Genomic DNA, 229 nt, shown 5'->3' with positions numbered 1-229 from the left:
GACGGCACTGCGGCACGTGGGTACCCGGGCGGTGGGCCCCTATCAGCGGCTGAACGATCAGCCCGCCCGTGGGGGACCCGTACAGGCGGAAGAACAGGAAGGTTGGGCATGACCGCACCCGGATTCCTCTACCCGGGCCACTCGGCCGAGGACGACTACCCGCACAGCGAACAGCTCGTGGGCAGCGACGTCCGCCTCCAGCTGTTCCACACGGACATCGGGGAGGACG

The 229-nt window shown here is 69.0% G+C and carries 1 pseudogene; it reads left to right on the top strand.

Going from position 1 to position 229, the window contains the following annotated elements:
- Positions 1 to 108: 108 nt before the first annotated feature.
- Positions 109 to 229, top strand: a pseudogene (locus tag KVT44_RS59905) (decarboxylase); the annotation flags it as partial.

This window comes from Streptomyces sp. GbtcB7, from assembly GCF_019091445.1.
GTDB classification, from domain to species: Bacteria; Actinomycetota; Actinomycetes; order Streptomycetales; family Streptomycetaceae; genus Streptomyces; species Streptomyces mirabilis.
This window is presented reverse-complemented; position numbering and strand designations above follow the sequence as displayed.